General features: G+C 62.9%; 21 protein-coding genes. 13 read left to right on the forward strand and 8 right to left on the reverse strand.

The features are described from left to right. Nucleotides 1-130: 130 nt before the first annotated feature. Nucleotides 131-1,336, forward strand: coding sequence for a hypothetical protein (locus VKV28_00435; protein HLH75245.1), 1,206 nt, complete (start codon nucleotides 131-133; stop codon nucleotides 1,334-1,336). Nucleotides 1,337-1,454: 118 nt separating this feature from the next. Here VKV28_00435 and VKV28_00440 read toward each other — a convergent pair whose 3' ends face one another. Then, on the reverse strand, nucleotides 1,455-1,958 hold the full coding sequence (locus tag VKV28_00440; GenBank protein ID HLH75246.1) for a hypothetical protein: 504 nt from the start codon (nucleotides 1,956-1,958) through the stop codon (nucleotides 1,455-1,457). 176 nt (nucleotides 1,959-2,134) lie between these two features. On the opposite strand from VKV28_00440, the gene VKV28_00445 reads away from it, so the two are divergent. The 4 genes from VKV28_00445 to VKV28_00460 all read left to right on the forward strand — a co-directional run bounded on the left by VKV28_00445 (nucleotide 2,135) and on the right by VKV28_00460 (nucleotide 4,942). Further along, a complete protein-coding gene (locus tag VKV28_00445) occupies nucleotides 2,135-2,533 on the forward strand; it encodes a VOC family protein (protein HLH75247.1) in 399 nt (132 codons plus the stop codon). A gap of 38 nt (nucleotides 2,534-2,571) precedes the next feature. Beyond that, nucleotides 2,572-3,372, forward strand: a complete 801-nt coding sequence (locus VKV28_00450) for an SDR family oxidoreductase (protein ID HLH75248.1) — start codon at nucleotides 2,572-2,574, stop codon at nucleotides 3,370-3,372. Between the two features lie 107 nt (nucleotides 3,373-3,479). Continuing rightward, nucleotides 3,480-3,842, forward strand: a complete 363-nt coding sequence (locus VKV28_00455; protein HLH75249.1) for a zinc ribbon domain-containing protein — start codon at nucleotides 3,480-3,482, stop codon at nucleotides 3,840-3,842. 23 nt (nucleotides 3,843-3,865) lie between these two features. Further along, complete coding sequence (locus tag VKV28_00460) at nucleotides 3,866-4,942, forward strand: aromatic ring-hydroxylating dioxygenase subunit alpha (GenBank protein HLH75250.1); 1,077 nt, start codon at nucleotides 3,866-3,868, stop codon at nucleotides 4,940-4,942. Here the strand turns inward: VKV28_00460 and VKV28_00465 are convergent. Beyond that, a complete protein-coding gene (locus VKV28_00465; GenBank protein ID HLH75251.1) occupies nucleotides 4,915-5,520 on the reverse strand; it encodes an RlmE family RNA methyltransferase in 606 nt (201 codons plus the stop codon). The two genes, VKV28_00460 and VKV28_00465, sit on opposite strands and share 28 nt — an antisense overlap. A gap of 95 nt (nucleotides 5,521-5,615) precedes the next feature. Here VKV28_00465 and VKV28_00470 point away from each other — a divergent pair, with 95 nt between their 5' ends. Next, entirely contained in the window at nucleotides 5,616-7,790 is a 2,175-nt protein-coding gene (locus tag VKV28_00470; protein ID HLH75252.1) for a UvrD-helicase domain-containing protein, read from the forward strand. A 130-nt stretch (nucleotides 7,791-7,920) separates the two neighbouring features. After that, nucleotides 7,921-9,033, forward strand: coding sequence for a L,D-transpeptidase family protein (locus VKV28_00475; protein HLH75253.1), 1,113 nt, complete (start codon nucleotides 7,921-7,923; stop codon nucleotides 9,031-9,033). 189 nt (nucleotides 9,034-9,222) lie between these two features. Here the strand turns inward: VKV28_00475 and VKV28_00480 are convergent, their stop codons facing one another. From VKV28_00480 to VKV28_00490, 3 genes are all read right to left on the reverse strand, one after another. Beyond that, complete coding sequence (locus VKV28_00480; protein ID HLH75254.1) at nucleotides 9,223-10,215, reverse strand: hypothetical protein; 993 nt, start codon at nucleotides 10,213-10,215, stop codon at nucleotides 9,223-9,225. Between the two features lie 106 nt (nucleotides 10,216-10,321). Next, nucleotides 10,322-11,821: a cobyric acid synthase gene (locus VKV28_00485; GenBank protein HLH75255.1), complete on the reverse strand. Its 1,500-nt coding sequence runs from the start codon at nucleotides 11,819-11,821 to the stop codon at nucleotides 10,322-10,324. Between the two features lie 3 nt (nucleotides 11,822-11,824). Further along, nucleotides 11,825-13,216, reverse strand: coding sequence for a cobyrinate a,c-diamide synthase (locus VKV28_00490; GenBank protein HLH75256.1), 1,392 nt, complete (start codon nucleotides 13,214-13,216; stop codon nucleotides 11,825-11,827). A 297-nt stretch (nucleotides 13,217-13,513) separates the two neighbouring features. Here VKV28_00490 and VKV28_00495 point away from each other — a divergent pair, with 297 nt between their 5' ends. From VKV28_00495 to VKV28_00520, 6 genes are all read left to right on the forward strand, one after another. Further along, nucleotides 13,514-14,152, forward strand: a complete 639-nt coding sequence (locus VKV28_00495) for a hypothetical protein (GenBank protein ID HLH75257.1) — start codon at nucleotides 13,514-13,516, stop codon at nucleotides 14,150-14,152. A gap of 221 nt (nucleotides 14,153-14,373) precedes the next feature. Beyond that, nucleotides 14,374-15,315 carry a malate dehydrogenase gene (gene mdh, locus VKV28_00500; protein ID HLH75258.1) on the forward strand — a complete coding sequence of 314 codons (942 nt, stop codon included), beginning with the start codon at nucleotides 14,374-14,376 and terminating at the stop codon, nucleotides 15,313-15,315. 23 nt (nucleotides 15,316-15,338) lie between these two features. Next, on the forward strand, nucleotides 15,339-16,502 hold the full coding sequence (sucC, locus tag VKV28_00505; protein HLH75259.1) for an ADP-forming succinate--CoA ligase subunit beta: 1,164 nt from the start codon (nucleotides 15,339-15,341) through the stop codon (nucleotides 16,500-16,502). A 9-nt stretch (nucleotides 16,503-16,511) separates the two neighbouring features. Further along, nucleotides 16,512-17,387, forward strand: a complete 876-nt coding sequence (gene sucD / locus VKV28_00510) for a succinate--CoA ligase subunit alpha (protein ID HLH75260.1) — start codon at nucleotides 16,512-16,514, stop codon at nucleotides 17,385-17,387. A 6-nt stretch (nucleotides 17,388-17,393) separates the two neighbouring features. Next, nucleotides 17,394-17,807: a nucleoside-diphosphate kinase gene (gene ndk / locus VKV28_00515; protein HLH75261.1), complete on the forward strand. Its 414-nt coding sequence runs from the start codon at nucleotides 17,394-17,396 to the stop codon at nucleotides 17,805-17,807. 151 nt (nucleotides 17,808-17,958) lie between these two features. Continuing rightward, nucleotides 17,959-20,067 (forward strand): hypothetical protein, encoded by a 2,109-nt coding sequence (locus VKV28_00520; protein ID HLH75262.1) that lies wholly within the window; start codon nucleotides 17,959-17,961, stop codon nucleotides 20,065-20,067. A gap of 131 nt (nucleotides 20,068-20,198) precedes the next feature. On the opposite strand, the gene VKV28_00525 is transcribed toward VKV28_00520, so the two are convergent. The 3 genes from VKV28_00525 to VKV28_00535 form a co-directional block, all read right to left on the reverse strand. Continuing rightward, a complete protein-coding gene (locus tag VKV28_00525; GenBank protein HLH75263.1) occupies nucleotides 20,199-21,068 on the reverse strand; it encodes a transglycosylase SLT domain-containing protein in 870 nt (289 codons plus the stop codon). 126 nt (nucleotides 21,069-21,194) lie between these two features. After that, nucleotides 21,195-21,917, reverse strand: coding sequence for a ribose-5-phosphate isomerase RpiA (gene rpiA / locus VKV28_00530; GenBank protein ID HLH75264.1), 723 nt, complete (start codon nucleotides 21,915-21,917; stop codon nucleotides 21,195-21,197). Then, a complete protein-coding gene (locus VKV28_00535; GenBank protein HLH75265.1) occupies nucleotides 21,914-22,834 on the reverse strand; it encodes a DUF2090 domain-containing protein in 921 nt (306 codons plus the stop codon). Before VKV28_00535 ends, rpiA begins: the two co-directional genes overlap by 4 nt. Nucleotides 22,835-22,845 lie beyond the last annotated feature (11 nt).

A 22,845-nucleotide genomic window follows, 5' to 3' on the forward strand; every position in this document is an offset into this window, starting at 1 on the left:
CAGCTCAACCGGAGCTACCGCTCAGTCCGGCGCGGTCGTTACCGGCAGCGGGCTGCAAAGCCTGACTTGTACTCAAAGCGGAGCGCTTTGCTACGGAGTGGACAGCGGCGGCGACATTTGGGGTTACTCGGTGAATAGCGGCACCGGAATGCTCACCTCGCTGGGCATCGTGGCCAGCGGGCAGACCAACGCCAGGTTGCAGATCTATGGAAGCGGCGTGCTGTGGGCGGCAATCAGCAGTCTTTTGAGCCCTACGATTACGGTCACGCAATTTCCGATTAACAGCGGCGGCACGCTGGGTAGCTCAACTACGGTTTCGCTCGCCGGCGTGAGTTTTGAGCCGTTCATTCCGGCCGGCGCCACCGTGCCCAGCGCGGTCTGGGCCTTTGGCACGGCGCTGCCGGTGGGTACTTGCAATGTTTATTCGGTCAGTTCGAGCGGGTTTATCGGCGGCACCCCGATTCAGACTCTCAGCGCCCCGTCGCTAGTATTGGCCAGTACCACGGCGTTCGCGTATGGCGTCTCGAGCCCCGGAATTTCCAACACTCAGTCGCTGTACACCTTCAGCACTAGCGCCAATGGCACGTTGACAGCGGTTTCCACCGTGTCCTTACCGCCGTTGACCAGCTCCAGCCTCTGGGAACCAGTGGCGGCGTTCGTGCCGGAGATTGGCAGTACCCTGGATCTTTTCAACACCGCCGGGGCGTTCGCGGTTTATCCAGTCGGCGCTACCGGCTCGGTGGGGTCACCGCTGCAGACTACCACCCTGGCCTCCACGTTGCCCCTGCTGCCCTTCAGCATTACGATTAATACCTCTACCGGGCAGCCCTCGCTGACTTTGCTCCCGATTTTGTGGTCCACCAGTTCGGGGTCGATTACCGAGTACCCGATTGGCTCCAACGGCACGCTTGGCGCCAGTTCAGGCAGCGTGGCGGCGGGCGCGCAGATGCTGCCGCCGCTGCCGCCGGAAAGCCCGTTTTCCTGGGGCGTGGACCAGGCTACGAGCAACATTTACGCCTACGGAGTGAATGCGAGCACCGGAGCGCTCACTCTGGCGGGCACCTTCAGCGGTCCTCCGCTAGCCGCCGGCACTTCGGAACTGGTGGCGCCTTTTTTGCCGCCAGTTTATTCAACCACCCCGGTGGCGCTGTTCGTGTACCAGATCATCGGCTCAACCGGCGGTGCAACCGTCAATGTCACGGTCTATCCGCTGGCCTCCACCGGGCTGGCCTCGGGGGCGCCCATCACCACGATCACGTCGGCTGGACAGTCGGTTGAATCGTTCATCGTGTTGCAAAACGGCCGCCTGGTGCAGTCCGCCTTTGGCGGCGGCTGAGGCCCGCTGGCGCTCGCAGGTCGAGCCTACCGCCAAGGTACCACGGCCCACAACGCGGATGGCCGGTGCGCAGGTGCAGGAGCGCTTGCTTAGGGGCCTTGGATTATCGCTCAGGGCATCAGACAGCGCGGTAGCTGAGGCGATGGACCTTGCTCATGTCCCGGCCCTCGATGCGGATGAGCCAACTGGGCGCCTCGAAGCGTGGCGAGTGCAGGTCACCCTCGTTATAAACGTGCGCCATCCCCGCCGTCAGTGTATAGCTCTTGGCCAGTCGCACCGTGCCCGGCTTATCCTCGGAGGCTGGCTCGATCAGAGTCCAATCGCTCATCAGGGTCTGGCCGCGGGCCTGGCCGTAGATTGCCCACGACGGGCCGTGATCGTGCGGTGGCGCACCGTTGCCGCCGCCGCTAAAACGATGGGCCAAGATGCAGAAGCCAAGCTCGGGGTCTTCATAGAGCAGCTTGCGCGGGGGCATGTCGTCCCCAAGATAGGGCGCCACGAAGGCGTCGTCCTTGAGCGCCTGCTCCAACAAGGTTCGGACTTTTTCGCGTCCCTCGATACCGGGTTGCTCGGCTAGGATACGATGGCAGGCTTCGGCAAAGCTTTGCAGTTTGGCTTCCATACGGTTTTGTTAAATCCATCGGCCACACGCTGTCAAGCACAGATCGATAGCGGCAGTGCACGAATGGCCTGATTCGGCGCCCATCTGCCAGCCGGTGCGCGTCCCTGGCCAAAGGGGGCGCTGCCCGTGGTAGAGTACAAGCTGCTGAACACTCAAGCATAAGCGAGGCTAAGGCGATGATTAGAACCAGAGGGCTCGCTCACATTTCCATCCCGGTGACCGATTTGGAGCGCAGCCGGGAATTTTACACCCAGCGCCTGGGCTTGAAGTTTCTCTCTGCCCCACCCAAAAGTGGCATGGCTTTTCTGGATGCCGCGGGGGATTGCGTCATTCTGGTCAAGGTCGATCAGCCGATTTCCACCGCCGGCGTGCGGGCAGTCCATCACGCCTTCATGATCGCTCATGACGACTACGCCGGCGCGATGGAAGAGTTGCGCGCCGCCGGAGTGGAGATCCTTTCCGAAGAGGATCGGCGTGGAGAAAATGTCAACGGGCCGCGCTTTTACTTCTTCGATCCCGACGGCAACACGCTGGAGCTGATCGATCTGACCAGTTACAAGGGCGACAAAATCTAAAGGACGCACACTTTGGGCGGCGCTATTGTTTCGGATCAATGGCGAGAGCGCTAATTACCGGCGCTTCCAGCGGGATCGGCGAGCAATTCGCCTATGCCCTGGCGCGCCAGCATTATGATCTGATTTTGGTGGCGCGTCGCGCGCAACGGTTGCAAGCGATCGCCCAGGAAGCGCTGCGCCTGGGAGCCCCGAGCGCGGCCGTGCACGCCTTGGACCTGTCGCATCGCGATGCGCCGGCGTGGCTGCACACCCAGGTATCGACCGAGAACGCGACGCTGGACCTGCTTGTTAACAACGCTGGTTTTGGCACGCAAGGCGAGCTGATGGCCCTCCCGCTGGAGCGCGAGCTGGAGCAGATCGAACTTAACGTGTGTGCGCTGGTGGCAACCAGCAGGCTGTTTCTGCCCGCGATGGTCGCGGCCGGGCGCGGGACGATTATCAACGTTGCTTCCACCGCCGCCTTTCAACCCGTGCCGTATATGGCTACTTATGCCGCGACCAAGGCCTTCGTGCTTAATTTCTCCCTGGCCGTGGCCCAGGAGGTGGCGGCCAGCGGTGTACAAGTGATGGCGCTCTGTCCGGGGTTGACCCGCACCGAGTTTCAAGCCGTGGCCGGCACCGAACGGCGCTGGCTTCCCACCTTCTTATATATGGATGCGCGCGTGGTGGCCGAACAGGCTTTGCGCGCGGCCACGCGCGGCCGGCGCCTGTACGTCAACGGGCCGTTTAATCGTCTGGGCACCATGCTGGTTCGGCTAACCCCGCTGGGCGTGGTCACACGCGCTACCAGTCTGCTCTTCAGGCCGGGGCGGCCCGCGCGCGGTGCCCGCTTGCCATGAAAGCCGCACCCTTGCCATCGGTTCGCTCAGTCAGGAAAATCTTTAGGCCGAGAACTGACCGTTACGGGTAACAGCGAGCTTTCGTTTCTGCGGAGGGCCGATTTACCATGCCAATTTACGAATACGAATGCGCTCAATGTCGCAAGCGTTCCAGCATCCTGACCCTGCGCATAAGCGAAGCCGTTGACGAAATCTGCCAGCATTGCGGCAGTCGCAAGCTGCGTCGCTTGATGTCGCGGTTTGCCACGCCGCGCAGCGAAGAAGCCCGGCTGGACGCCCTGAGCGATCCTTCCGCGCTGGGTGATGTTGACGAAAACGATCCCAAGAGCGTTGCTCGACTGATGCGCAAGATGGGGCGCGAAATGGGCGACGAGTTGGGCGGGCCGGAATTTGACGAGGCGGTCGATGAGCTGGAGCGCGGCGGCGACCTCGGTGGCGAGGATGACGGCGGCGAGGGCGAGCTGGAATAAAATGCGCGGCGATGGGAGATAGCATGTTTCTGCGGAATTACTGGTACGTGGCGGCTGCCAGCCAAGAGGTCAGCCAGACTCCCCTGGGCCGCATAATCCTCAATGAACCGGTGGTCATTTTTCGGACTGCCGCGGGAATCGCCGCGGCGCTCGAAGATCGTTGCTGCCATCGCCATGCTCCGCTGCACCTGGGGCGGGTGGTCGGGGAACATCTGCAATGCGGCTATCACGGGCTAGAATTCGATCGCAGCGGGCGATGCGCACTGATTCCCGCGCAGGAGCACATTCCGCCGACCGCACGGGTGAAGAGCTATCCGGTGGTGGAGCGCTATCGTTGGCTGTGGATCTGGATGGGCGACCCGGCGCTGGCCGATCCTAACAAGATTGCGGACTTTCACTGGCTGGACGATTCCCAGTGGGGCGCGCGCAGCGCGCGGTTACCGGTGGAATGCAACTGGCAGCTTATCGTCGATAACCTGCTCGACCTGACCCATCTGACCTACGTTCATGGGGCGACTATCGGCACTCAGGCCAACACCCTGCACGCCGAGACCACGGTGGAACATGAAGCCGAGCGGGTGCGAGTTATCCGCTGGACCATCGATCAGCCGGCGCCGCCCACTTTTGTGCGCACGGCGGGCTTTACCTCCAACGTTGATCGCTGGCAGATAATCGAATTCGAGCCGCCTGCCTTCGTGCGCCTGGACGTGGGCGCGGCACCCACCGGACAGGGTGCGCGTCAGGGTAATCGCGCCAACGGTCTGAGCATGTACAACCTCAACGCGATTACGCCCGAGACCGAGCGCAGCAGCCATTATTTCTGGGGGCAGGCGCAAAGCTACGCGCCCAAGGATGAGGACCTGACCGAGCGCGTATTCGAGGAGATTAAGAAAACTTTCGACCAGGATTGGCATCTCCTGCAGGAACAGCAGCGCGCGATCGAGCGCGATCCGACGCGCGCGATGGTCAGCATCCGCGCCGACGCCGGACCGATCGCCGCGCGCCGTATCCTGGAGCGATTGGCGCAGCAGGAAGCGGGCGGAGTGGTGCCGGTGCATGCCGCGCACGGCCGTCAGGCTGGAGCGCGGGCGCCCAGGTAGCCGCGTGCGAGCAAATAGAGTTCGCGCGAGCCGGGGCGGGATGCGTGGGTATGGAGCAATTCCAGGCTGCGCCAAGCCGGGCGCATCGTGGCCACGGTCTTATTCAAGTCCGCGCTCATGAAGACCTTGGCGATAAGCGTGCCCTGCGGGCGCACGATGGCCGCGGCAAAGCGCGCCGCCACCTCCAGCAACTGCAGCGAGCGGGCTTCGTCGCGTAGCCGGATGCCGCTGAGCTTGGGTGCCATGTCGCTGGTGACCAGATCGGGTGCACCGCCCAGGGCTTCGATGATGCGCTGCTGGACCGATTGCTCGCAGGCATCGCCCACGATCACTTCGATCGACGGCGCCGGGGCTCGGCAAGCTACCAGATCGACTCCGACGATCCGCCCCGAGGGCGCGGCTTGCGCCAGGATTTGCAGCCATCCGCCCGGTGCGCAGCCCAGATCGACGATCCGTGCGTTGGGCGTTAGGATCGGATAGCGCTCCAGGATCTCTTTCAGCTTGAACGCCGCGCGCGAGGGCAAGCCTTGGGCCCGCGCTTGGCGGTAAAATTTATCTCGCGGCTGATAGCTGGCCATCGACTTTTTCAATGCTGCGCGCGCCCGCTTTGCCTGACGTGCGAAAGCAGCTATTTTCTTAGACCTTCACCTTCGATCGGTATTTCAGGAAATAAATGACCAACAGGCTTGACGATCTCAACCCGGCCCAGCGTGCGGCGGTGACGGCCGGGGACGGCCCCATATTGATCTTGGCGGGTGCCGGCTCGGGCAAAACGCGCGTCATCACGTATCGTATCGCCTACCTGCTTGAGAAGCGCAAGCTGGCGCCCCGGCAGTTGCTCGCGGTGACTTTTACCAACAAGGCCGCGGCCGAGATGAAGGAGCGCTTGCGTGCACTGCTGGGTCCCTCGGCCGGCGAGCTGTGGATTAGCACCTTCCATTCCGCCTGCGCGCGTATCCTGCGCCAGGAAATCGAGACCTTGGGTTACGGCCGCAACTTCACCGTCTTTGACGAGGGCGATGCCGCGACCACTATCCATTGGGCGCTGGAGAGCGCCGGCGGCGGAGGTGGGCTGGGTGTAGGTGCGCTGCGCGCGCGTATCGATCAGGCCAAGAACGAGGGGCTCGGTCCGGCCGAGTTGGCGGCGCGCGATCCCAGCGCCGAAGGCGCCCTGACCGCCGAGATCTATCGTCTTTACCAGGGCCGCTTGAAGTCGCTCAACGCTTTGGACTTTGGCGATCTTCTCCTTTTGGTCCATCAGTTGTTTGCTACCCACCCGGAGGTGCTGGCGCGCTGGCAGGCGCGCTTCAACTACCTGCTGGTCGATGAATACCAGGACACCAACCGGGTCCAGTACCTGCTGCTGCAGGCGTTGGCACGCGGCAGTGGCAACCTGTGCGTGGTCGGCGACGAGGACCAGTCGATCTATCGCTGGCGTGGTGCCGACATCCGCAACATCCTGGAGTTCGAGCGCGACTTTCCTAGCGCCTTGGTCTTCAAGCTGGAGCAAAATTATCGCTCCACCAAGACCATCCTGGCTGCCGCCCACTCGGTTATTGCCAATAATTCGGAGCGCAAGGAAAAGCGGCTGTGGACCGAGAATGAAACCGGCGAACAGGTGGTTCACTATACCGGGGTCACCGAGCGCGACGAAGCGGACTTCGTCGCGCGCGAGATCGGTCGCCTGGCACAAGAGAACTTTCGCCCCGCCGAAATGGTGGTTTTCTACCGCACCAACGCTCAGGCACGGGTAATCGAAGAGGCGCTGGTGCGGCGGCGGGTGCCCTATTACGTGGTCGGCGGAGCGCGCTTTTACGAACGGCGCGAGGTTAAGGATCTGCTCGCCTACCTGCGCCTGATCGCCAACCCCGCCGACGCGCTCAGTCTGGAGCGGCTGACCTCGGTGCCGCCGCGTGGAGTGGGCGCGCGCACGCTGGAAGTGCTGGGTGCGGCGGCCGCCCGCGAGGGCATCAGCCTGTTTGCCGCGATGGGGCGGGCAGAGGCCGAATCCGCTATCGCGCTACGCATCGCGCGCCAGGTAAGCGCGCTCCATCAATGGCTGTCGGCGCTGATCCAAACCGCGCCGCAGATGAAAGTGCGCGAGCTGCTCGACGAGGTCGTGGCCCGCAGCGGCTTTTTCGCCTATCTCGATACCCTGCCCGATGGCGCCGATCGGCGCGAGAGCGTTACAGAATTGCTCTCGGCGGCGGCCGGCTTCGATCAGGAACACGGACCCGGCGGGCTGGCCGATTTCCTGGAGCGAGTGGCACTGGCCAGCGATAGCGACCAGGTCGCGCAGGCTGGCGGCAGCGCGGCCCTGATGACCCTGCATACCTGCAAGGGGCTGGAGTATCCGGTGGTGTTTATCACCGGAATGGAGGAGGGACTGTTTCCCCACAGCCGTTCGCAGGGATCCGGTGAAGTCGAGGAGGAGCGTCGCCTGCTGTATGTGGGGATGACGCGCGCGCGCCGCCTGCTCTATCTGACCAACACCTTGTCGCGCGAAATTTACGGCACTCGGCAAGAGGCTCACCCCTCGCGTTTTTTGCGCGAAATCGATCCCACCCTGATTCGTCGCTTCGCGCCAGTGGGGCGTAATGAGCCACTGCGTGTCCCCACCCGTGGCGAGATCCACGTCGATTATTCCGATAGCCAGCTACCGCCGGCGGGGGAGGAAGGCGACTTCGACGTCGGCCGGCGAGTGGCTCATCCGACTTTCGGTGCCGGCGTGGTGCGCAAGCGCGAGGGACGAGGCGAGGGCGCCAAGGCCTGGATTCAGTTCGAGCGGGCCGGCACCAAGCTGCTGGTCTTGAAGTACGCGCAACTCAGGCCAATTGCCGACCGCTAGGCCATCAATTATGATGTAACCGATGAAGGGCGCGCACAATCGTGGCACGGAGCGCGGCGGTTGCGGTTCGCGGTTTCGGCTTTGGCGAGGTGCGATCGCGGCGGCAGTGGTTTTTGGGCTGATAGCATCTATGGCCTGGGCCTGGAGCGAGGACGACTTCGCCCATCGCGCCTTGGTGGCCTATCCGCTGCCCGAACATCCCGACAATATCATCGGCGATCTGATGACCTACCGCATCAAGAAGGGTGACACCCTGCTCGATATCGGTCGGTTCTATGATCTTTCGGGCAAAGAGGTCTCCGACGCCAACAATCATATGGATTGGTGGTCGCCACCGGTGGGCAAGCAGATCGTTCTTCCCACTGAACATATTTTGCCCGACGCCAAGCCCGACGGAATTGTCATGAATATCCCGGAGATGCGGGTCTACTACTTTCCCCGCGCTCAGAAGATTCATGGCGTTGCCGCCAGCCAGCGCGTGGTTTACACCTTTCCCGTGGGTCTGGGCCGGATGGACTGGCGTACCCCAATCGGCACTTTCAAGGTTCGCGGCAAGACCAAGAACCCGACTTGGGTGGTCCCTGAGGATATTTACGAGGAGCATCTAGAGCGCGACGGCGAAGCCGAACACGTGATTCCAGGCGGCGACCCGGATAATCCGCTGGGCCTATATCGGCTCGAACTGACCCTGCCCGAATATGCTTTGCACGGCACTAACGTGCCGTGGGGGGTGGGGATGGAAGTCAGTCACGGTTGCGTGCGGCTGTACCCCGAGGATATCGAAGCCCTGTTCAAGATGACCCCGGTGGGCACGCCCGGGGAGTTTGTCTATCAGCCGGTCAAATTCGGGTGGCGCGGAGATCAGCTCTACGTTGAGGTACACGACGACCTGTACGCCAGGTATCCCGGCTTGTGGCAGCACACGCTGAACGAAGCCAGCCGTCGTGGGCTGACCGATAAGATCGACATGCATGCGCTGGAGAAGGCGGTGGAAGCCAAGAGTGGGGTACCTACGCCAATCGGTAAAGCGGTCGAGGCGCTGGCCGATCCGCTACCGGCCACCGAACCCGCAACTTCGGTCGAGCCCAGTGCGTCGCCGGTCAGCGGGCCGGGGGGAACCGATGCCGATTCGTTGTCGGCACCCGATCCGGGGAGCATTCCACCGGTGCCGATTCCTTCTTCGGCCGCTGCGCCCGGGACGCTGTCACCCGGCGCCGCCGCTCCGGAGCACGACAGCCCATAGCAGGGACTCAGCGCGCTGGTGGGGTGACGGGCATCATGAAGTCTGATCCCTGCCCCTCGTCCGGCAATGGTCGCGATTCTTCGCTGGCGTGCTCGCGCTCTCCGGGAACGAGGGCAGGGGCGATCGAGCTGCGGTTTGGGGACGCAGCGAGGTGGTGGCGCTCATGCCGCACGCCCCAATCTCGCGCGATTAGGACCAGACCGCGAAGCCTAGGCCAATTCCGGTACCGGCTGGGGTGCGGTAAACCGGAATATATTCGCTCCAGCGCATCGCCATCCCGCGGATCGCGCCCGCCATCACCACCCAGTTGCGGATTTCCGAGGTACCCGATTCTAAGAGTTTGAGCGGCAAATTGGCCAGCGTGGCTTCGTCCCATTCGCGCAGGGCCCGGAGCACCTGATGATCGAGCGGTTCGTGGGTGACCATGTGGCTGAGGCCACCCGAAGCCATAATCGCGACTCGCATCGAGGCCGGGTAGCTCTCGACCGCGCGGCGCAGGGCGCGACCAATCTCCAGGCAGCGCTGGGGCGTAGGTTGATTGGGCGGGTAGTAAGTATTGAGCAGAATCGGGACGACCGGGTACTTGCGCTTCTTCATCAGCCGCGCGATTGGAAACATGATCGCGTGGCCGAAGCCGTGCCGGTCGGGGTCGGTGATCTTGTCGGCGGTGGCGACGTCGATCCCAGCTTCGAGCAGCACCTCGATGAAGTGGCGAGCCAACTCCGGCGCGGCTGCATACTCGTGGGGGCTGTCCATCCCGCGCCCGCGTGCGACGTCCATTGCCCAGCGCGGCGTGGAGGGGCCACCGCGCTTGACCAAGTTGCGGATCTTATCGCCGTAATAGATTGAGAAGGCCGGAAGGTTATCGAAGCCGAATAGCTCTTCCTGGTCGTCGCCGATAATTACTACCACGTCGGGGTCGATCTTCTCGATATCCTCGGCGAGATGGTCCAGCGCCCGCTGCGAGGCCTGGAACTGCTCGATGAAGCGTGGGACTTTAGCGATATCGGCATATTTGGCGTTGACATGGCGTTCCAGGTCGGCGTAACTGCGCACTACACCGTCCATGTCGACCAGGTTCTTGGACTGCTTCTCGGTCTGCGCGCGCTCCTCCCACTGTGGGCCGTTGATAACCAAGATGGGACTGTGCGAGGTTCCGATTCCCGCTACGATCTCAGCCATTGTCCCGCTCCTCCTGTGGCTTGAGTGCGCCCTGGACCATCACGATATCTACCATGCCCCTGCCGCCCGGGCAAAGCCGCGCCGGAGCGCCAACTGCAACCTCAGATCAGAGAATTAACTTTAAGATCCGCTCGATCTCGCAACTGCGCTCCAGCGCGTCGGCCAGTTCCTCGTAGGCCCGTGCGCGCAGCTCATGAGCATCGCTGGCAGGCCTGGCTTCCATCGGACTGAGCCCTTTGGCACGCCGGATCTGGTTTAACCAGGCTCGGCGAAACTGGGCGCGATCGAAAAGGCCGTGCATCGTGGTGCCTATCACGCGGCCATCTTCCGATTGCGCACCTTCGTTGGTAGCGGGTGCCTGCTCGACCAGCGGCGCGAGAGTGAAGAGAGGACGGGCCAAGTCGGGGCCGGCTATTCGCCCGGCGTGGATTTCGTAGCCGCCGATCGGTAAATTGAAGGCGCAGTCGTGGCCAGCGACGGCGCGGGTAATCTTGTCAGGTTCGAAGCGGGTTTCCAGCTCCAATAGCCCAAGCCCGACCGCCTGGGTCCGCACGCTCTCGACCCCGTCCGGATCGAGAATCCGCTGCCCCAGCATCTGGTAGCCCCCGCAGATACCCACTATCCAGCCGCCACGGGCGCGATGGCGCGCCAGATAGCTCTCCCATCCGATTGCCCGCAGCCAGTCCAGGTCGGCTATCGTGCTCTTGCTGCCAGGGAGGAAGAGCAGATCCAGGGGCGGGGCGGAATTGGGGTCGGAGTAGTAATCGAGCCCTACGTCGGGTTCCTCTTCCAGCGGCGCAAAGTCGGTGTAATTGGAGATACGAGGAAAGTGGATAACGCCGGCGGTAAGCGACGCGCCCTGGAGCCGAATCGGGCGCGCGCTCAGCGCCGCGCTGTCTTCCTGCGGGATAGCCAGACGTAGATAGGGAATCACACCCAGCAGCGGCACGCCGGTGCGCGCCTGCAGCATCGCAGGGCCCTCGCCGAGCAAGCGTGCGTCGCCGCGAAATTTGTTGATTAGCATCCCCGCCAGGCGCGCTCGCTCCGCTTCGCTCAAGAGCATTACAGTGCCGACCAGGGATGCGAATACGCCGCCCTTGTCGATATCGCCCACTAGCAGCACCGGCGCGTCGGCCAGTTCGGCCACCGCCCAGTTGGCCAAATCGCGGTGGCGCAGGTTGATTTCTGCCGCCCCCCCGGCCCCTTCGATCAGGATTACGTCGAAAGCAGTTGCCAGCTGCCGGTAGCTTTGCGCGATCGCTGGCCAGGCTTGCTCGCGATAGCGTTCAAACTCGCCCGCCTCGGTGGTCATGTGAAAGCGGGCGCGGCCGTGAATCACCACCTGCACGCCGCGCTCGGCCTCGGGCTTGAGCAGGACCGGATTCATGTCGAGGGTAGGAGTCAGGCCGCAGGCCTCAGCCTGCGCCGCCTGTGCCCGTCCGATTTCACCGCCGGTGCAGACCGCGGCGTTGTTGGACATGTTTTGCGACTTGAAGGGAGCCACCTTGATGCCCCGTCGAGCCAGGGCGCGGCACAGGCCCGTGACTACCAGGCTCTTGCCTGCGTCCGACGCGGTTCCCATCACCATCAGGCTCTTGGCGGCCATGGTTCAGGCGCCCTCGCCGCGCGCTCGATGGGCGAGACAATGGGTCACCAGGGCGCGAGGAATCTGTGGAGTACGAGCCCAATGCATATGAATGTAAGAAGCCAGGACGTTGCCGATTAGGTAGCCTTCGGCGAAAGCTGTTCCGCCGCGCCGTCTGCGGGCCTGGTAAGCGCACGGTAGTTGCGGCGCCGGCTGCAATTCGGAGTAACGAAACTGGTGACCGCGCAGCACCATCCCCGGCGGGCCCAGCGGCGAGGGCAGGGTGGTAATTGTCTCGACGTAGCCTAGCGCCTGCAGCTGCGGCCGCATTATCGCCCGGGACGCGATTACGCCGGCCATCGGATAACGTTCGCCCTCCAGCGTGACGATCTCCTGGCATAAATACATCAAACCGCCGCATTCGGCGTAAATTGTTCCGCCCGCGGCCGCAAAGCGCGCGATTTCGGCCCGCATCGTGTGATTGGCCGCCAGTGCGGCCCCGTACACCTCGGGATAGCCGCCACCGATATACAGCCCGTCGACCGCAGGCAGATGAGTGTCACTGATCGGCGAAAACGGCACCAATTCGGCGCCGGCGGCGCGCAATTGGCGCAAGTTGTCTTCGTAGTAGAAATGGAATGCATCGTCGCGCGCTAGCCCGATCCGGCATCGTGGCGTCGCCGGGGGCTCGAGCCCAGCCTCGTCCGACCACTCCAAGGCCGGCGCGTTGCGTGCCTGCATCTCGATCGCGTCCAGATCGCACCAATGCGCCGCCAGCTCGCCCCAGGCCGCGAACAACTCTTCGGCTACGGCTCGCCGGCTGGCGGTCCGCAGTCCCAAATGGCGTTCGGGAAAGGCGTGTTCAGGATCGCGTGGCAGACCTCCCATCACGGGTGCCACGGTAGGAACCTGGCGTAGTAAATCCAGATGGCCGCGGCTGCCGACCTGGTTACAGATCACCCCGGCCAGATGCAGCTCGGCATCGAAATGTTGGAAGCCCAGCACGGTCGCCGCCAAAGTACGCGCCAATCCGCTGGCATCTACTACCAACAAGACCGGCGCTGCCAGCCATTTTGCCACCTCGGCCGAGGAGCCGATTTCGGTGTCGGGCGCGGCACCGTCGAACAGCCCCATCACGCCTTCGATAAGCGCCAGGTCGGCGCCCTGACAAGCGCGCGCGAAGGTACCAATCACGCCCTCGCGCCCCATCATCCAGCCGTCGAGATTGGGCGAGAACACCCCCGCGGCGCGGGAATGATAGGTGGGATCGAGATAATCGGGGCCGCATTTGAACGGCGCAAGCCTAAGCCCGCGCCGGCGCAGAGCGGCCGCCAGCGCCACTGTCACGGTGGTCTTGCCGATTCCGCTGGCAGTGCCGCCGATCAGTAGGCGGGGAATGGTTAACGACTGGTTCACTTCATCCAAGCCTCGCGCGAGCCGGCCGAGCAGGATGAGTATGCCATGGCGCGGCGCGGGGCCGAATAGCGCACCCGCCGCAACGTTTTGGATACCCGCTCGCGCGGGGTGGCCCGCGATGCCAAAATCGGCAGAGCGAGCGAACCTGTCGGTTCCCGCCAGTTATCAACGGCGGGATCCTACGCCGCCAACCAGAGGTGATACGTGATCGCGGAGAGTAAAAGGGTTTCGGTTGGAGCCAACGTAGCTTTCAAAAAAGACCGGCGATCCGGCGAAATCGCGGCCTTGGCGTTTGCGATGATGCTCGGTTGTGCGGTACTGGCCAGTTCCGGCAGCGCGCAAGGCGAAGCGAGCGCGCCGGCGCCCGCCGGCAATCCGCATCTAGTGTTCACCCCGCTCCGTCCAAAAACCGCGGCCGATCAGCAGCGCGGCGCGCAGATTGTGGCCGCCCTCAAGGCCAAGCTCAGGCAATACCCCGACTACAAGGCCGCCGAAGCCGATGGCTACAAGGGCTACTATTTGAACGTGGCGATGCCAGTTTACCATTTCGCCAGTTCCTGGCGTGGGTTCAAGGAAACGATGCGCTTCGCTCCCGGCGAACCCACCGCCCTGCTGTACAAAAAGACACCCGCAGGTTTCAAGCTTATTGGCGCGATGTACTACGCGCCGGCTCGTCTGAGCGACGATCAGCTCAACGCTCGCATACCGCTTAGCCTGGTGCGATGGCATCGGGAGGTTAACGTCTGCCTGCCCTCCAGCGGCGAGGAGGCGGGTGAAGACAAGCGCTTTGGCAGCGAAGGTTCGATTGTCACGCAGGCGCAATGCCAGGCCGCGGGCGGGAGTTGGTACCCCAGCCGGCACGGTTGGATGGCCGAGGTCTATCCGTTTGCTTCCACCCCGGAGCGGATTTGGGCTTATCGTTCCGAGGCTAACTGAAGCGAAATTTTTCGTCCGCGGGGCCGCTTCTCTTAGGCACCAAAGGTTGCTAATGGAAGCCGAGGCAGGGGCTTGTTTCCAACTGGCTTGAGAGCCCGCGCCGTGTTAATCCGATGTTAAGCCGGGCTGATTACTTTATCCCGGCGCGATTAGCAATCCTAAAGTGATTTTTCGGCCTCGCGCCTGAGCGCTCGCGCTTGCCGGGCCGTTGGAGGAAGGGAATGACACGCAAGAAAATCGCCTTCATCGGCGCCGGCAACGTAGGCGCGACCTGTGCCCATCTGTGCTTTCTGCGCGGCTTGGGCGATATCGTTTTGTACGACATCATCGACGGCCTGCCCCAGGGCAAGGCGCTGGATATGCTGGAATCGGCCCCAGTAGTGGGCGCCGACGTAAACGTCATCGGTACGCTGGATCTCAACGCGATTTCCGGCGCCGATTGCTGCGTGGTGACGTCGGGCTCGCCGCGTAAGCCCGGAATGAGCCGCGACGATCTGCTGAAAATCAACGCCAAGGTGATGAACGACGTCGGCGGTGCGATCCGCAAGTATGCCCCCGACGCCTTCGTAATCGTGGTTACCAACCCGCTTGACGCGATGGTCACCCAGTTGGCCCGCGTCACCGGCTTTCCCAAGCATCAGATTGTCGGCCAGGCGGGAGTGCTGGATTCGGCCCGCTACCGCACCTTTATCGCCCAGGAATTGGGCGTTTCGGTGGCCAGTGTGAGCGCGATGGTGCTAGGCGGGCATGGCGACGACATGGTGCCCGTGCGCAGTTACACCCGAGTGGGCGGGGTCCCGGTGGAAAAGCTGATTTCGGCCAAGCGGTTGGAGGAGATCGAAGTTCGCACGCGCAACGGGGGAGGAGAAATCGTCAATCTGATGAAGACTTCTTCCTACTATGCGGCCGGTACTGCGGTTTATCAGATGGTCGAGGCCTACATGCTTGATCGCAAGGAGGTGCTGCCGGCGGCCGCTTACCTGGAGGGCGAATACGGGGTCAGCGGCTTATTTGCCGGAGTCCCTGTGATAATCGGCGGCAGCGGCGTGGAAAAAGTTCTGGAGATTGAGCTGACCGCCGCCGAAAGCCGGGCCTTTCAAACCTCGGTCAGCCACGTCCGCGAGCTGGTGGCCGCGATGGACAAGGTAATCGCCGCCGCCTGAGCTGGCGGCCGGTCGAGGTAGCAATGAACATTCACGAGTTTCAAGCCAAGCAGATCCTGGGCCGGTTCGGGGCCCCGGTGCCCAAGGGCGAGGCCGCGGCGACTCCCGAAGCGGCGGCGCGCGCCTTTACTTCCTTGGGTTTGCCGCGCGCGGTGGTTAAGGCGCAAATCCATGCTGGCGGCCGTGGCAAGGCCGGCGGAGTCAAGGTGGTCGATAGCGCGGCAGCGGCCCGCGATTTCGCGGCCGGGCTGCTGGGCAAGCCGCTGGTGACCCATCAGACCGGGCCGCAGGGTCGGATCGTGCGGCGGGTCTATGTAGAGGCGGCCAGCGAGATTGCGCGCGAGCTGTACTTGGCGATGCTGGTCGATCGCAAGGCGGAAGCGGTGGCGGTAATCGCCAGCACCGAAGGCGGGATGGAAATAGAAGAAGTCGCGGCCAAGACTCCCGAAAAAATCCTGACCACTGTGCTCGACCCGGTGATTGGGATGGCGCCCTTTGCCGCGCGCCGGATAGCCTTTGCCCTGGGCTTGCGCGACAAGCAAGTGGGCCAGTTAACCGCGCTGCTGGCAGCGATGTATCGGGCGTTCAACGAAACCGACGCTTCGCTATTGGAGATCAATCCGCTGGTGATCACCAAAGAGGGCGCCGTGCTGTGTCTGGACGCCAAGATGTCCTTCGATGACAACGGCCTGTTCCGCCATCCCGACATCCGCGAGTTGCGTGATCCCAACGAGGAGGATCCGACCGAGACCGAGGCCGGCAAGTACGACCTCAGCTATGTCCATCTCGACGGCAACATCGGATGCATGGTCAACGGCGCTGGGTTGGCGATGGCGACCATGGATATCGTCAAGTACTATGGCGCGGAGCCGGCCAATTTCCTGGACGTGGGCGGTGGCGCCAACGCCGAGAAGGTTGCCGCGGCCTTCCGTATCCTGCTCTCGGACGCGCGCGTCAAAGGGGTGTTAATCAACATCTTTGGCGGCATCATGCGCTGCGACGTGCTGGCGCAGGGAGTAGTGGAGGCCGCCCGTGAGGTCAAGCTCAAGCTGCCGCTAGTGGTGCGGATGGAAGGGACCAACGTCGAGCAGGGCAAGCAGATCCTCAAGGACTCGGGGTTGGCGGTAATTTCCGCCGCCGACATGGCCGACGCGGCGCGCCGGATCGTGGCGGCAATCGGACAATAAGGCTTTGCGATGAGCATTCTGGTCGACAGCAACAGTCGTGTCCTGACCCAGGGAATTACCGGGGCCACGGGCCAATTTCATACCCGCGCCTGCAAGGAGTACGGCACCCAGATGGTAGCCGGGGTGGTACCGGGCAAGGGCGGTACCGACTTCGACGGCATCCCGATTTTCGATACCGTCGCCCGGGCAGCGCGTGACACCGCAGCCAACGTCAGCGTGATCTACGTCCCCCCTCCCTTCGCCGCCGATGCTATTATCGAAGCGGCCGACGCCGGCATACCGCTGATCATCTGCATCACCGAAGGCATTCCGGTGCTCGACATGGTACGGGTCAAGCGCTATCTGCGCGACCATCCCAGCCGCCTCATCGGACCTAACTGTCCGGGTTTGATCACGCCGGGCCAATGCAAAATCGGCATCATGCCGGGTTATATTCACAAACCTGGCAAAGTCGGGGTCGTTTCGCGCTCAGGTACCCTGACCTACGAGGCAGTCCATCAGTTAAGTCGGCTGGGCATTGGGCAATCCACTTGTGTGGGCATCGGGGGCGACCCGATTATCGGGACCAGTCACGTCGATACGCTCAAGCTGTTCAACGCCGACCCGCAAACCGAAGCGATAATCCTGATCGGCGAGATCGGCGGGAGCGCGGAAGAAGAGGCTGCGGCCTACATCAAAGAGCACGTGCGCAAGCCGGTGGTCGCCTTTATCGCCGGTCAGACCGCGCCTAAGGGGCGGCGGATGGGGCATGCGGGTGCGATTATCGCTGGTGGCCGTGGCTCGGCGGCGGACAAGATCGCGGCGCTCAAGGCGGCCGGGATCACGGTGGCCATCAGCCCTGCCGATTTGGGCTCGACGATGCAATCGGTACTAAACGGTAAGTAAGGAATTATGGAAAGAACGCTCGCCATTCTCAAACCCGATGCAGTCAAGCGCCATCTAATCGGCCCGATCCTCAAGGCCATTGAGGACCACGGCTTGCGCCTGTGCGCGATGCGCTTGATCCATCTGAGCCGCACTCAAGCCCAGACCTTTTACGAGGTTCATAAAGCGCGTCCGTTCTATGACTCCCTGTGCGCATACATGTCCTCGGGCCCGGTCGTGGTCGCGGTGCTGGAAGGCGAGGGTGCGATCGCGCGCTGGCGCGAGCTGATGGGCGCGACCGATCCAAAAAAAGCCACCGCCGGCACCATTCGCGCGCAATTCGGAGTCGATGTGGAGCAAAATGCGGTTCACGGCTCGGACGGTCCGGATACCGCGGCCAACGAAATTCCCTTCTTTTTCAGCCGTCTCGATCTGGTCTAGGCGGTCCCTCACCGCCCGCATGACAGTGCCGCGGTTTGCCGCGCACCTCTGATTGCCGCTAGAAAGGTTGCACCAGCGTGGTCGCTGGGGAGTTGGGGACGATCGCGTGTGCAACCGATTCTCTCAAAGTTTGAACCTTGGAGAGGCTACGATGAGGTATCACTGGCGCGGGGTACTGCTGGGAGCAATCTTGAGCATAGGTGGCGTGATCGCGGGGGCTTCGCTCAGTCGAGCCGCGCATCCGGGTTCCGCCGGGCAATCTCACAAGGCGGCGACCATCGACATCATGTCGGTATTCGCAAAGGTCCCGGGTGGGCTGCAGGGGGGTAATGTCGCGCCGGTCAGGGAGCTGATCGATCCTTATCCCACTTTCAACAGCGTGGCCTTGGACGTTAAAAACGGGCTGGCCGCGATGTCCGACAACAACATGAACGGCGTCCTGGTCTATGACTTGAACGCCGGCAGCGCCACTGGTGGCGGGATCACTCCCTATCGCACCCATATCCAGGGCCCCTTGACCCATCTCGGCTCGCCGGTGGGCGTGGTTTTCGACCCCGTCCATCGCCGCATTATCGTGGCCGACAACGACATCGCCGAGGCAATCGGCAGTTTTCCATACGAGGCTAATGGCGACTATCCCGGCGACGCCTTGGCGGTGCCGGTGGGAGCTTACGGGATCGACATCAGCCAGCGTCTGGGGCAGATGGCGGTGGCCGAGGAAGATCAGAGCATGATCATGATCTTTCGTCTGGGCGCCAAGGGTGGTGAGCCGCCGCTGCGTGAAATTCGAGGAGTCCATACCCGCATGGCTGATCCCTACGGTCTATATTGGGACGACCAGCATCACGAGATCGCGGTTGCCAATCATGGCGACTGGAACCAGGGCTATTGGGATCCCGATTACACCGGAGGTGGCCATTTCTACCCACCCTCGATCACGGTTTTCGCGGACAGTGCCAAAGGCGACGCCGCGCCGGTGCGCGTGCTTCAGGGGCCGCACACACGCCTTAACTGGCCACTGCAAATCGCCCTGGATCCGGTACATGATGAAATTGCGGTAGCCAACCTGGGCGACAGCTCGGTTTTGATTTTCAAGCGTACCGCGCGCGGCGATGCCGCACCCGTCCGGGTGTTGGCGGGCCCGCACACCGGCCTGCTGTATCCGACAGGGGTGGCCTTCGATACCGTTCATAACGAGCTGTGGGTCGCCAATCTCGGCCACAAGGCGATGATCTACGACATCAACGCGCAAGGCGACGCCCGTCCCAAGCGCATCATTCGTAGCTCGCCCGCCGGCGCCGGAGTCATCGGTATGAGCCATCCCTTCAACGTGGCCTACGACTCCAGGCGCGAGCAACTGCTGATACGCAATTGCAACACCGATCCTCGCATTGGCATCTTCGATCGGCAGGCCAGTGGCGGCCAGTCACCGGCGCGGATCGTTCATGGGCAACTGACCCTGCTCTCGCGCACCGGACACGGGATTACCTACGATCCCGTGCGCGACGAGATTATCTCCAGCGAGGCGACCGCCGGAGCGATCGTTGTCTTCAAGGGCGATGCCGACGGTGATTTGCGGCCGTTGCGCGTCATCCAGGGGCCGCACACGCGCCTGCATCGACCGTGGGCGGTAGCCGTCGATGAAATACATCACGAGCTGGTGACGGTGGATTACCTGATGGGAGCGGTCCTGACCTTTCCTATCGACGCCAACGGCGACGTCGCGCCTATTCGGGAGATTATTGGGCCCAAGACACAGATGGCGGCCACCGGCGGCCTGGTGGTCGATCCGCAGCGCAATCTGATCATTACAGCCAACCAGAGCCGCGGAATCATCATTTTCAATCGCACCGATAACGGCAACGTGGCCCCGCGCGCAATCCTGCGCGGACCGCATGCGGGTTTCATGAAGGCCGCGCAACTGGCGATCGCCAACCATCTGGTGTTTGCCACCGTCGCTGGCCATAGCGGCTATGCGCCGCGCTTTGTCCATTCCTACGATTTTGCCGCCACCGCGCCCCGCAAAGGCTGTACCGGTCCGCCCGATGTGACCCTCGAGGGTTTGGACTCGTTCATCGGAGTCTGGCGCGATACCGACAACGGCGATGTGCCGCCGCTTCATTTTATCCACGGGCCAGCGGCCGAGATGACCAGCGCTAACGGCATCGCGGTAGACAGTAAGGACGGCGAAATTTACATTACCGATTCGCTGCGCAACGGGAGCTTCGAGTATCTGGTGCCGAGCTTCTTTCAGCCTTAGCGCTTGCGGTTACGGTGATTTGGCCGGGCCGGATCACGCCCTCCCGTCGGCCTAATTGCGCTGATAGCGCGACCGCCTGCCGATGCCGTGAGGGTGTCGGCACAGGCGTTAGCTCAATCCGATACCGAGGGCTATCTGTCGAGGTCGGCCAAACGGCTGGCCGGTACGGTCAGTTCGTAACCGCCCGGCGGGATGTGATTGGTTAGCAGGGCCGGATTGAGCTGGCGCAAGCGGCGTGCGCTCAGGTGCAGCCGAGTCGCGATCCTGCTCAGCGGGCCGGCGTCAACATAAAGCCTGCCGTAATCGTCTTGGAGTTGGGTCAAATCGGCCTGCTGCAGGCCATAGGCCTGCGCATTGCGCGAGATAAAATCCACGGCCATGAAGCGGTCGATCAGCGAGCGTGTTCGCGAGGGCAGGTTCTTCAGCATCAATTCTGGGTTGACGTTATTCCAGCCCACGAACCGATTGATGCCGCCTTCGCCCTCGTTCCAGGCCACGATTGTAAGGCGCCAGTCACCACCGACCTCATCGTGCAGCTCGGCCAAATATTCCGCCGCTGCGCGGGTAGATTTAATTGGGTCGCGCCGCTCATCGAGGTAGCGGTTGACGCGCAGGCCGAAGCGGCGTGCCGTGCTCTTGGTCAGCTGCCAGGGGCCGGCTCCACGCGAGGAGAAGGCGCTCTCGGCGAAGGCCAGATATATGATGTCAGGGGGAAGGCCGCGCCGGCGCAGAACTTCTACCATCTGGTTGAAATAGGGTGCCGAACGCTCGTAGCATCGACGTAACCCGTCGGAACTGGCCAGGTAGGCGTCTACATAGGCGCGAACCGCCGAGTTCAGCATGATCGGAAAAGGCGCTACCCGCCGCGGTGGGCTCTGTTCGAAGTTCACTTGCGCCTTGGCGGCACCGGCTGGTGGGTTTATCAGGTCGGCGCGTGCGGCGGCAATAAACACCACCACGCCTAGAGTGCTCACCAGCAAGTATGTCAATCCCCTGCGCATCGCTTGCTCCGCACATTAACGGCGGATAGAGCACTAAGCAACCCCAATTGGGGTAAGAAAATCTTATTAGACTTTTAAGTCTAGCTGGCTGTTCGGCACGCGTGCCGTCGTAATGGGATCTTGGGATCATGGCCTGGGTACGGTCAGCTCTTCGATTCCCTCGGGCCGCGCGACCACCACCATAGAGGCACGCTCGATGAACAGGCCGTGCTCCATGATCCCCGCCCGATGGTCGAGTAGCGCGCCCAGAGCAGGGGGATCGTCGATCGGTCCGAAGTCACAATCCAGAATCAGGTTGCCCTGGTCGGTGCGGTATTCGGCGCCGCTGGCAGTGCGCCGCACGGCCAGGCTGGCGCCCAGCGAGCGCAGAAAGCGGGCCTGCGATTGCCAAGCGAAGGGCAGCACCTCCACCGGTAAGCGATGGCTGGTACCCAGCCGTGGTGAGAGCTTGGTGTAATCCACCACGATAATCTCGCGATTGCTGGCTTCGGCCACTAATTTCTCGCGTAGCAACGCCCCGCCGCCGCCCTTGATCAGATGGAGCGCCGGGTCGACCTCGTCCGCACCATCGATCGTAAGATCGACCTCGCGCGCCATCTCGTCGGCCAACAGGGGAATGCCCAGCCGCTGGGCCTCGTCATGAGTGGCGCGAGAGGTCGCGATCGCGACCAGTTCTCGAAGCTGCCCATTGCGCAGCCGGGCCGCGATCAGACGGGTAGCGAAAATCGCGGTCGAGCCGGTGCCCAGCCCAACCACCATCCCGGACTGAACGAAACCCACCGCGTGTTCGGCGGCGCGCTGTTTGAGCGCGGCGTAAGGATCGCGCGAAGGCGGCGGCGTCGCGCTCATTGCGGGCGCGCTGCCTCGAACAGGCCGACCCATTCGCGATAGCGCGCGGCGATCGCTTGGACCGCCTGTTGGCGGCTGAGGACGCCGTCGCGCAATCCCACCAGTGCGTCCCAGAAGGAGGTTCGGCCCACCGCAAAACCGACAAAACCCTGCACCCCCGCGGCAGTGCTCAGCCACTGCTTGACCTTTTGCTCATTGGAACCGCGCCCCAAAATGATACAACCTACCTCCGAGCGGCCATCGCGGCGGGCGGTGGCGGCGACCAGCTCGCAATCCTCGCGCCGCTCCAACCCCTCGATCTTCCAGATGTCGGGCTCGACGCCGGCCTCTTGTAGTTGCTTGAGCGCGGCCACCATCAACGACGGGCGCAAAAGTCGGTCGTACAGATCATGGTCGCCCTCGAAGCGATCCAATTGCTCGTGGGTAGCAGGGACGAGCAGCTCGAACATGAAGCGATAGCCGCGATTGTGCAAATAGTCGGAGAGGCGGCGCAGGCGCGCGCTTTGGCGCCGATTGAGGGCCTCGTCCTCTTCGCAGTTGTAGCGTACGAGCGCCTTGACGAAGTTGGGCTTGAAGCTTTCGATGTGTTCGGCCCAGGCTGCGCCATACTCGAAATTGAATTCCGCCTGCCCGCTCTTTTCCGTCGGCATCGCACACAGCAGGCCGCCCTGCCGTGCATCGCGCAAAATCCCGCTGCCGAACTGTTCGTCCACCAGGATGGCGGCGCGATCGCGCGTCACCCCGCTGGCGATTGCCGCCTTGAAGGCGTCGTAAATTACCTCTTTGGCGCGGGTGACCTGCGCGCTCTGCTCCGCGCTCAGCCCGCCATTCCATCCATACAGCCCTTTTTCGAAGGAGCTGCGATGGTCGAAAGGCAGAACATACAAGGGCTGGCTATAACCCAAATTGCTGGCCATTTCCCCCTTCC

The sequence above is a fragment of the Candidatus Binataceae bacterium genome (genome assembly GCA_035294265.1).
Classification (GTDB): domain Bacteria; phylum Desulfobacterota; class Binatia; order Binatales; family Binataceae; genus DATGLK01.

Coding starts and splice junctions, on each gene's coding strand:
- VKV28_00520 (HLH75262.1), top strand. CDS start 17,959: ATGAGGTATCACTGGCGCGGGGTACTGCTGGGAGCAATCTTGAGCATA.
- VKV28_00460 (HLH75250.1), top strand. CDS start 3,866: ATGTTTCTGCGGAATTACTGGTACGTGGCGGCTGCCAGCCAAGAGGTC.
- VKV28_00455 (HLH75249.1), top strand. CDS start 3,480: ATGCCAATTTACGAATACGAATGCGCTCAATGTCGCAAGCGTTCCAGC.
- VKV28_00465 (HLH75251.1), bottom strand. CDS start 5,520: ATGGCCAGCTATCAGCCGCGAGATAAATTTTACCGCCAAGCGCGGGCC.
- VKV28_00480 (HLH75254.1), bottom strand. CDS start 10,215: ATGGCTGAGATCGTAGCGGGAATCGGAACCTCGCACAGTCCCATCTTG.
- sucC (HLH75259.1), top strand. CDS start 15,339: ATGAACATTCACGAGTTTCAAGCCAAGCAGATCCTGGGCCGGTTCGGG.
- ndk (HLH75261.1), top strand. CDS start 17,394: ATGGAAAGAACGCTCGCCATTCTCAAACCCGATGCAGTCAAGCGCCAT.
- VKV28_00470 (HLH75252.1), top strand. CDS start 5,616: ATGACCAACAGGCTTGACGATCTCAACCCGGCCCAGCGTGCGGCGGTG.
- VKV28_00535 (HLH75265.1), bottom strand. CDS start 22,834: ATGGCCAGCAATTTGGGTTATAGCCAGCCCTTGTATGTTCTGCCTTTC.
- VKV28_00525 (HLH75263.1), bottom strand. CDS start 21,068: ATGCGCAGGGGATTGACATACTTGCTGGTGAGCACTCTAGGCGTGGTG.
- sucD (HLH75260.1), top strand. CDS start 16,512: ATGAGCATTCTGGTCGACAGCAACAGTCGTGTCCTGACCCAGGGAATT.
- VKV28_00495 (HLH75257.1), top strand. CDS start 13,514: ATGATGCTCGGTTGTGCGGTACTGGCCAGTTCCGGCAGCGCGCAAGGC.
- VKV28_00485 (HLH75255.1), bottom strand. CDS start 11,821: ATGGCCGCCAAGAGCCTGATGGTGATGGGAACCGCGTCGGACGCAGGC.
- VKV28_00450 (HLH75248.1), top strand. CDS start 2,572: ATGGCGAGAGCGCTAATTACCGGCGCTTCCAGCGGGATCGGCGAGCAA.
- mdh (HLH75258.1), top strand. CDS start 14,374: ATGACACGCAAGAAAATCGCCTTCATCGGCGCCGGCAACGTAGGCGCG.
- VKV28_00445 (HLH75247.1), top strand. CDS start 2,135: ATGATTAGAACCAGAGGGCTCGCTCACATTTCCATCCCGGTGACCGAT.
- rpiA (HLH75264.1), bottom strand. CDS start 21,917: ATGAGCGCGACGCCGCCGCCTTCGCGCGATCCTTACGCCGCGCTCAAA.
- VKV28_00475 (HLH75253.1), top strand. CDS start 7,921: ATGGCCTGGGCCTGGAGCGAGGACGACTTCGCCCATCGCGCCTTGGTG.
- VKV28_00440 (HLH75246.1), bottom strand. CDS start 1,958: ATGGAAGCCAAACTGCAAAGCTTTGCCGAAGCCTGCCATCGTATCCTA.